The organism is Streptomyces sp. MZ04 (assembly GCF_004684775.1).
Taxonomy (GTDB): Bacteria; Actinomycetota; Actinomycetes; order Streptomycetales; family Streptomycetaceae; genus Streptomyces.
The window spans coordinates 1-5,983 of sequence record NZ_SRIC01000403.1 but is presented as its reverse complement, the minus strand read 5'-3'; the positions used below and the strand labels follow the sequence as shown (position 1 = coordinate 5,983).

Below are 5,983 nucleotides of genomic sequence, written 5' to 3'. Positions count from 1 at the left end.
GGGGCGGGATTGGGGAAAAGGAAACGTCTTGGCCTAGCCCACCTCCCCCGGCAACACGACCTCCGTGATGCCCCGCGCAGCGAGATGCTCCGCGTCAGCGGCACGGCCGGCGAGGACCGCGGCAGGCCGCACGCCGTCCGCCGCGAGGCGGGCGAACGCCTCGAACACCGCTCCCCCTGGAGCGCAGGCCGACCGCTTCCGAGGATCGTCGTCGACGACCAGCGCCGTCGTCCGGGGCGCCGGCACGTACTCCCGCCGCTCCTTGGCGATCCGCGCCAGCGCCGCACCCCCCGGCTTCACCTTCCCGTCATTGCTCAAAAGACCCAGGCTGTACTCGAGTTCGGGAAAGTCCGCCAGCGACCGCGACACATCGTGGGAACACCACCACGTCACGCCCCACACATCCGCACAGTCCAGCGCCGCCGCCACCGTCGCCTCGGTGAACGCCGCCGCGTGCTCCGCCGGGATGAGGGGCGCAGGCGCACCCACCTCCTGGAGCCACACCGGACGGTGCGGATCGTCCGCCCACGCCTTGGACAGTTCGATCATGTACGCCGCGTGGTGCTCGGTGGCGACACCCTCCCGCCCGTGCCGCTGCGCCGTGCCGTTGAACACCCAGGAGTGCACGGCGGTGGCACCCCCGAGCCGGGCGGCCTGCGCCGGAGTGAAGGGCTGGTCGTCCTGGTACCAGGCCGCGTCGTACTCGGCATGCAGGTGCAGCTTGCCGGGGGCTCCCTCCTCGCAGGCGACGAGCACCCGCGTCAGCCACGCCTCCGCCTGCTCCTCGGTGATCCGATCCGGATCGGGATGCGGCCCCGCCGAGAACTGGTTGACCTCGTTGCCGATGGTCATGCCGATGAAGTTCGGCCGGTCGGCGAGCGCGGCGGCGAGCGTGCGCAGGTACTCGGCCTGCCCCGCCACCACGTCCGGATCGGTGAAGATGTTCCGCCGGTGCCAGGTCTGCGTCCACGCGGGCAGGAAGTCGAAGCTCGAGAGATGGCCCTGCAGTCCGTCGACGTTGACGTCGAGTCCGCGTTCCGCGGCGGCGTCCGCGAGGGCCACCAGCTGCTCGACGGCGCGCGGCCGGATCAGGGTGCGGTTGGGCTGGAAGTACGGCCAGATGGGGAAGACCCGGATGTGATCGAGGCCGAGCGCGGCGATCGAGTCGAGATCGGCGCGCACGGCGTCGAGGTCGAAGTCGAGCCAGTGGTGGAACCACCCTTGGCTCGGCGTGTAGTTGGCGCCGAAGCGCACCACGTCAGAAGGCGTGCGAGGCATACGAGTCCTGGTTCTCGGGGGTGCGGGGGGATGATCTCCGACACGGCGACGCGAAATGAGGGGCTCAGCCCTTGACCGCCCCCTCGCCCACCCCGCGGAAGAAGTACCGCTGCAGACAGGCGAAGAGAGCGATCAGCGGCAGTACGGCGATGACCGTGCCCGCCGCGACGAGCCGCTCGTCGTTGGCGAAGGTGCCGTGCAGATAGTTCAGGCCGATGGTCAGCGTGAATCGGTCCGGGTCGCTCAGCACGATCAGCGGCCAGAGGAAGTCGTCCCAGGCGCCCATGAAGGCGAAGATGGCGACCACGGCGAGGGTTCCCTTGACCGCCGGAAGGGCGATCCGGGAGAACCGCTGCCATACGTTCGCCCCGTCGACGTACGCCGCCTCCTCCACCTCGTACGGCAGGTTCAGGAAGGCGTTGCGCATCAGCAGGACGTTGAGCGCGGAGATGCTGCCGGGCAGCAGTACGCCGATGAGGGTGTTGTTCAGGCCCAGCTCCCGCATGGTCGTGAACTGGGCGATGATGATGCCCTCCACCGGCACCAGCATCGCGAGGATGAAGACGAGGGTTGCGACCTTGCGGCCCCGGTAGCGCAGGCGCGCGAGCGCGTAGCCGGCGAGGGTGGCGCCCACGCAGTTGGTCACCACGTTGGCGGTGGCCACCTTCAGGGAGTTGAGCGCGTAGTCCCAGACGGGGATGGTGTCGGCGACGCGCTCGTAGTTGTGCAGGGTCGGCTCGGACGGCAGGAACTTCGGCGGTGAGCTGAAGATGTTCTCGTGCGGTCCCTTCAGGGACGTGGACAGCTGCCAGAGGAAAGGGCCGATCATCAACGCCAGTACGGCGAGCAGGAGTACGTAGCGCAGGACGATCTCCCACACGGGCATCCGGCGGCCGTTCTCGTCGGTGATCCGCCCCCGCCGGGCGCGCTTCTTGCGGGGCTTCTCCCCGGCCTGCACCGGCTTCTCGGTCCTGCGCGCGTCGGTCGCGATGCTCACGCGTCCTCCTTCCGGTCCGCCCGCAGTACGAGCAGCATCAGCGCGACGGTGACGACGAAGACGACGACGGACATGGCCGACGCGTAGCCGACGCGGCCGGTGAGGCCGGTTCCGACGCGCTGCACCAGCATCACGAGCGTCGTGTCCTCGCCCGCGGGACCGCCGTTGGGTCCTGCCATCAGATAGACCTCGGAGAACACCTTGAAGGCGGCGACCGAGGACAGTGCGGCGACCAGGACCATCGTGGAGCGCACGGCGGGGACGGTGACGGTGAAGAAGCGGCGTACCGCTCCCGCGCCGTCCACCGCCGCGGCCTCGTGGAGCTCGCGGGGGACGTTGGCGAGCGCCGCCAGATAAATGATCATGTAGTAGCCGAGGCCTTTCCAGACCGTGACCGCCATGGCGCTGAACAGAAGCAGCCACTGGTCGCTGAGGAAGCCGACCTTGCCGACGCCCACAGCCTCCAACACCGCGTTGACCAGGCCCCGTTCATCCAGCATCCACACCCAGATCAGGCCCACCACGACGACGGACGCGACCACCGGGGCGTAGAAGGCGGACCGGAAGAAGGTGATGCCGGGGATGTGCTTCTGGACGAGCATCGCGAGCAGCAGGGGCAGCAGGACGAGCGCGGGGACGACCCCGACGACGTACAGCGTGCTGTTGCGCAGACCGATCCAGAACATGTCGTCGTGCAGCAGCTCACGGAAGTTGTCCAGACCGACGTACTCCCCCGGGATCAGGGTCCGTTTGTCGGTGAAGGAGTTGATGACCGTGCTGACGAACGGATAGAGGATGAAGATCCCCACGATCGCGAGTCCGGGCGCGGCGAACAGCCAGGGGCTGGACGGGAGTTGACGCCGGATGCGACCGCGGGACGGTCCAGGGCGGGGCGCGGTGGCGGTGGCAGTGGCGGCGCTTGAGCTTTTCATGGTGGCGGTCCCGGCTCGTCTCAGCTCTGCTTCAGCAGCCGGTCACAGTTCTTGACAGCGTTGTCAAGCGCTTCTTGGGGGCTCTCCTTGCCCTGCAGGGCCTTGCCCACGCTGTTGCGCAGCTCGATCTTCATCTGCTCGCTGAAGAGGACCGGCGTGTAATTCACCGCGGTCTTGATGGACTTGGCGGCGGCGATCCGCACGCGCGTGTCGTCCGTGCCGTCCTGCTTGGTGAAGTACGGGTCGTCGAGCGAGCCCTGCGTACTGGGGAAGATCGCGACCTTCTTGGCGAAGGACATCTGGTGCTGCGCGTCCGTGACGTAGTGCGCGAAGGCCACGGCGGCGGGCGTCTGCTTGGTGCGGGTGTTCACCATCACGCCCATCACATACATGTTGTCCTTGCCCGTGTTGGTGATCATCGGGGTGATCCCGATGTTCTTGTAGAGGCCGGGCGCCTCCTTCTTGAACTTACCGAGGTCCAGGGCGCTTCCGGGGTTCATGGCGACGGCCTCGGTGAGGAACTTCTTGCCCGTCGACTCGGGCGTCGCGTTGAGCGCCTGCCCGTCGAGCGCCTTGGCGTCGTACAACTCCTTGTACTTCTTGAGGAGTTCGACCCCCTTGGGGCCGTTGAAGGTGAACTTGGCCCCGTCCTTGTCCATCAGCGGCACGCCGTAGCGCCCGAAGTCCTCGATGGTGGGGATGTTGGCGAGCGTGGCGGTCTTGCCCTTGCTCTTCTCCGACAACTGCAGGGCGTCGGCGAAGAGTTCGTCGTACGTCTTCGGCGGCTTCCCGGCGTCGAGCCCCGCGTCCTTGAAGAGCCGCTTGTTGTAGAAGAGCGGCCCGGTGTTCAGGTACCAGGGGAAGGCGTACGTCCCCTCCGTGCCCGGTATCTGGTGGCTCTGCCACGCGCCCGGCAGGTACTCCTTCTCGTACTTCCCCGCGGCCTTGTCGAGGTCGAGCGCGAGGCCGGCCTTGGCGAGCGGGGCCACCAGGTCGGGCGAGACGTTCACGACATCGGGGAGGGTGCCCGCGGCGGCGTCGGCGCTGATCTTGTCGGCGTAGCCCTCGCCGGGCTGGTCGATCCAATTCACCTTCGTGCCCGGGTACTTCTTCTCGAAGCCGTCGACGACGCCCTCGAAGTACGACTTGAAGTTGGCCTTCAGGTTCCAGGTCTGGAAGGTGATCTCGCCCTCGATCTTGCCGGACGCGTCGTTGGAACCGCCGCCGTCACCTCCGTCCCCGCAGGCGCTCAGCGGCAGAAGCACGGCGATGGCGGCGGCAGCGGCGACTGCCCTTCGATGGATGCGGGGGTGACGGGAGATGCGCACGGTGAAACGGCTCCTTTGCTCGGCCCAGCGTGAGGCAGACCCTGCATGGAACGCGGGTAAAAAGTCAATGGATTCGTTGAAGAATCCTTGGCGAGCAGGTCAACTATGCAGGTCAGTGAGGTGTGTTGAAGTTCTTGCAGGGATCGACTAATGCGCTTTAGAGTGGGTGGGCTCAAGCGCATTAGTATGCGGGCAACGGGAAAGGGGCAACACGGGTGCAAGGCAAGCGGTCACCGGCACGCCGGCCGACCATGAAGGACATCGCGCGCCGTGCCGGAGTCTCCGAGAGCGCCGTCTCCTTCGCGCTCAACGACCGGCCCGGAGTCTCCGACGTCACCCGCGACCGCGTCCGCAGGGTCGCCGAGCAGCTGGGCTGGCGGCCGAGCACGGCGGCGCGCGCGTTGTCCGGCGAGGGCTCCGCGACGGTGGGGCTCGTGGTGGCACGGCCCGCCGGGACGCTCGGCGTCGACTCCTTCTTCCTGCAGCTCATCTCGGGCATCCAGGAAGTCCTGGCGGAGCGTCATCTCGGCCTGCTCTTCCAGGTGGTGGAGGACGTGGCCGCCGAGTGCGCGGTCTACCAGCGGTGGTGGGCCGAGCACCGGGTGGACGGCGTCCTGGTGGTGGACCCGCGCACGGACGATCCCCGCCCCGCGCTCCTCGACGAGCTGGGTCTTCCGGCCGTGGTGACGGGAGGCGCGCCGGATCCGGAGGCGGCACATCCGGGCCTCTCCACCGTCTGGGCGGACGACGCGGGGGCGATGGCCACGGTCGTGGACCATCTGTACGGCCTCGGGCATCGGCGCATCGTGCACATCGCGGGGCTTCCCGGCCTCGCGCACACGCAGCGGCGGATCCGCACGCTGCGGGCGGAGGCGCTGCGCCGGGACCTGTCCGAGGTCCGCTCGGTGACCACCGACTACTCCGACGCGGAGGGCGCGGCCGTGACGCGGCGGGTCCTGGGCGACTCGTCGCCGCCGACGGCGCTCGTGTACGACAACGACGTGATGGCGGTGGCGGGCGTCGCCGCCGCGGCGTCGCTCGGCTTCAGCGTCCCCGGGGATGTGTCGGTGGTGGCGTGGGAGGACTCGGCGCTGTGCCGGATGGTGCACCCCTGGCTGACCGCGCTGTCGCGCGACACGGTGTCCTTCGGGCGGACGGCGGCGCGGGAGCTGCTGGCGCTGCTCGACGACGGACCCGCGGCCACGGTCCAGGTGCCGCTGCCCCGGCTGATCGAGCGGGAGAGCACGGGGCGGATCGCGTGCTGAGCGGGGTCGGCGGCCCCGTGCGCCCTGGAGGGGCCGCGGGCTGATCAGGCGGACACCCCCCGCGCTTGGACGGGCCGCGAGCTGAGCAGACTGACGCCCCCCGCACCCTCGTCCGGGCCGCGGGCCGAGCCGAGCCGAGCGACAACCCCCGCATCCCCGCCCCAGCCACGAGCCGAGCCGAGC

General features: G+C 68.9%; 5 protein-coding genes. 1 reads left to right on the top strand and 4 read right to left on the bottom strand.

The features are described from left to right. Positions 1-33 precede the first annotated feature (33 nt). The 4 genes from E2651_RS40460 to E2651_RS40445 all read right to left on the bottom strand — a co-directional run bounded on the left by E2651_RS40460 (position 34) and on the right by E2651_RS40445 (position 4,535). Positions 34-1,278, bottom strand: a complete 1,245-nt coding sequence (locus tag E2651_RS40460) for a glycosyl hydrolase (RefSeq protein WP_135336266.1) — start codon at positions 1,276-1,278, stop codon at positions 34-36. Between the two features lie 64 nt (positions 1,279-1,342). After that, a complete protein-coding gene (locus tag E2651_RS40455) occupies positions 1,343-2,236 on the bottom strand; it encodes a carbohydrate ABC transporter permease (RefSeq protein WP_135336267.1) in 894 nt (297 codons plus the stop codon). 35 nt (positions 2,237-2,271) lie between these two features. Beyond that, positions 2,272-3,207 carry a sugar ABC transporter permease gene (locus E2651_RS40450; protein WP_135336265.1) on the bottom strand — a complete coding sequence of 312 codons (936 nt, stop codon included), beginning with the start codon at positions 3,205-3,207 and terminating at the stop codon, positions 2,272-2,274. Between the two features lie 20 nt (positions 3,208-3,227). Beyond that, the gene (locus E2651_RS40445) at positions 3,228-4,535 is read right to left on the bottom strand and encodes an extracellular solute-binding protein (RefSeq protein WP_135336264.1); all 1,308 of its coding nucleotides are present in this window, start codon (positions 4,533-4,535) and stop codon (positions 3,228-3,230) included. A gap of 251 nt (positions 4,536-4,786) precedes the next feature. On the opposite strand from E2651_RS40445, the gene E2651_RS40440 reads away from it, so the two are divergent. Next, on the top strand, positions 4,787-5,800 hold the full coding sequence (locus tag E2651_RS40440; RefSeq protein ID WP_135336263.1) for a LacI family DNA-binding transcriptional regulator: 1,014 nt from the start codon (positions 4,787-4,789) through the stop codon (positions 5,798-5,800). Positions 5,801-5,983 lie beyond the last annotated feature (183 nt).